The sequence below is a fragment of the Carboxylicivirga sp. M1479 genome, assembly GCF_007097485.1.
GTDB lineage: Bacteria > Bacteroidota > Bacteroidia > Bacteroidales > Marinilabiliaceae > Carboxylicivirga.
In genome coordinates this window covers 1-1,727 of sequence record NZ_VKDE01000077.1, presented here as the reverse complement: position 1 = coordinate 1,727, position 1,727 = coordinate 1, and the positions used below count along the sequence as shown (strand labels likewise).

General features: G+C 37.2%; 2 protein-coding genes. Both read right to left on the bottom strand.

Annotated features, from left to right (window positions below; all coding sequences use genetic code 11):
- Nucleotides 1–582: 582 nt before the first annotated feature.
- Entirely contained in the window at nt 583–924 is a 342-nt protein-coding gene (locus FNN09_RS20825) for a DUF86 domain-containing protein (RefSeq protein WP_143304417.1), read from the bottom strand.
- Nucleotides 905–1,207 (bottom strand): nucleotidyltransferase family protein, encoded by a 303-nt coding sequence (locus FNN09_RS20820; RefSeq protein WP_143304416.1) that lies wholly within the window; start codon nt 1,205–1,207, stop codon nt 905–907. The genes FNN09_RS20825 and FNN09_RS20820 overlap by 20 nt, the downstream gene beginning before the upstream one ends.
- Nucleotides 1,208–1,727 lie beyond the last annotated feature (520 nt).

Sequence of the window (1,727 nt, the reverse complement as noted above, 5' to 3'; positions counted from 1 at the left end):
GCTGACTGCAGCACTCGATGACCTTTCTAAATTTTATTCGCTGAATGAAAAGAACTCTCCCGATAAAATAGGGCTCAAACAACTTTTCCTTCCACGCTCATTTCAATTGAAAGGTACCCATCTGCGTTACTGAGGTCAGGGCTTACGAACTTATCTTACACTTCTCTTTTTTTGTCCGCAGGACTTGTTCCGTTATGCGGAATTACACGGATTAAAAAGGATTACTGATAGGCAGCTTGCTAAAATAAGTCCGAAGTGCTATGTCCGTAGTCCAGTGTTTTTTTGTCTAAAAGCAACTTGTTGCGGTCTCATATCTATAAGCGTAGCGATCTCTTATCTATTCTTTTTTGTATACCACCCCGCCTTCGGCACCCCTCCTAAAATTCAGGTGGGGAATGATTGGCATGGGTTAAAATTAGTATCAAGATGTTAGTATCAAGACGATTTACAGCTTCTATAATTAACGGATTAATTGCTGCGCAATTGGGCTGTTACACATTTCTCACTGCTCTTATCTCTTTTCTTGTCCGCAGATTAATTGGATTATAAGGATTAAAACTTATTAAAAACAGATATATTAGATTATTTAAGTTCCTTTAGAACATTATTTATTTGAAAACTCAATTCTACAATCTCATTTTCAATAATATTCCACACTAGTTCATAGTCTACTCCAAAGTAATGATGTATTAACTTATCTCGCATCCCCGCCATTGCTTTCCATTCAATGTGAGGGTTATTGTAGCGCACTTCATCAGGAACAGCTTTAGCAGCCTCTCCAATAATCTCCAAACTTCTGGCAAATGCTCTTTTTAGAATCTCATCTTTCAGAAAGTTATCTAAGGTTAAATTTTCAGATGCCTTCTTGAGAAAGTCCAATTCAGCCGATATATGATTGAGGTATTCAATGACCGAGCGCGACATAACGTATTTCTTTTTCTATATGAGCAATGAAATTATCACTAAGGCTCTTGTAAGTCACTAAATCGACTTTCTTATTTAAAATTTCTTCAAGATAATAGGCCAATTTAATAAATGCTTTGTAGCTCTTCTTACCATCTTCAAACTTTACCACTATGTCAATATCTGATTGCTCAGTTTGCTGATTGCGTGCATAGCTTCCAAAAATACCAATCTTATCAACACCATAGCTTTTAATCATCTGGCTGTTCGTAGTAAGTGTATGTATGATAGTGTCTTTTGTCATATTTTGAAGATACAAATTTATTGTTAATAAGCAACTTACTGCTTTCTTTTTCGTCCCCCACAGAACGTTGGCCAACTCCTTCCAGTAAATGACAGAACACGTAAGTGAATCATTTATTTACAGCTTCGGTTTTGGATTATTTCCTCATTGCTCACCGCTCACTGCTCTTTTTCTTGTTCGCAAATTACGCAGATTAAAAAGGATTACTGATTGGTAGCTTGCTTAAATAAGTCCGAAGTGCTATGTCCGTAGTCCAGTGTTTTTTGTCTAAAAGTGAAGCGGTCTAGCATCTAAAAGCATAGCGTTCTCATCTTTCACTTCTCTTAACTAAAAGCAACTTGTTGCGGTCACTTATCTATTCTGTTATCACTTTCTGCTCTAGCCGCAGTGGCTTCTACTTTTTCCTGCAGTCGCAAAAGTAGACAAAAGGTCCGCTGACTGCAGCACTCGATGACCTTTCTAAATTTTATTCGCTGAATGAAAAGAACTCTCCCGATAAAATAGGGCTCAAACAACTTTT

Coding starts and splice junctions, on each gene's coding strand:
- FNN09_RS20825 (WP_143304417.1), bottom strand. CDS start 924: ATGTCGCGCTCGGTCATTGAATACCTCAATCATATATCGGCTGAATTG.
- FNN09_RS20820 (WP_143304416.1), bottom strand. CDS start 1,207: ATGACAAAAGACACTATCATACATACACTTACTACGAACAGCCAGATG.